The organism is Bradyrhizobium sp. SHOUNA76 (assembly GCF_023006445.1).
Classification (GTDB): Bacteria; Pseudomonadota; Alphaproteobacteria; order Rhizobiales; family Xanthobacteraceae; genus Bradyrhizobium.
Map to the genome: position 1 here is coordinate 1 of NZ_JALBHA010001161.1, position 473 is coordinate 473.

The following is a 473-nucleotide window of genomic DNA, read 5'->3' on the forward strand; positions in this document are numbered from 1 at the left end:
TGGAGGGCGTCGTGCCGGTCTCGGCGGCGAAGGCGCGGGCAAAATGCCGCGCGCTCATGCCGGCGCGATCGGCGAGGTCCTCCACCGTCAGGGGCGCGTCGAGATTTTCGCGCGCCCAGGACAACAGTGCGCCGAAGCGGCCGTTCGGCGTCTTCAATTCCAGCAGCGAGGAAAACTGCGACTGGCCGCCGCTGCGGCGATGATACAGCACGAGGTGGCGCGCGGCCTGTTGCGCGATCTCCTCGCCCTGATCCTCGGTGACCATCGCCAGCGCCAGATCGATGCCCGCGGTGATGCCGGCCGAGGTCCAGACATTGCCGTCGCGGGTGAAAATCTGGTCCGGCTCGAACTTCACCTTCGGATAGCGCGCGACGAAATCGCGCGTCCGCCCCCAATGCGTGGTGGCGCGGCGGCCGTCGAGCAGACCCGCCTCGGCGAGCACATAGGCGCCCGAGCAAACGCTCGCGACGCGT

General features: G+C 68.9%; 1 protein-coding gene. It reads right to left on the minus strand.

Going from position 1 to position 473, the window contains the following annotated elements:
* A partial coding sequence (locus tag MOV74_RS40290) for a GlxA family transcriptional regulator (protein ID WP_246933119.1) occupies positions 1 to 473 on the minus strand: 473 nt, incomplete at both ends.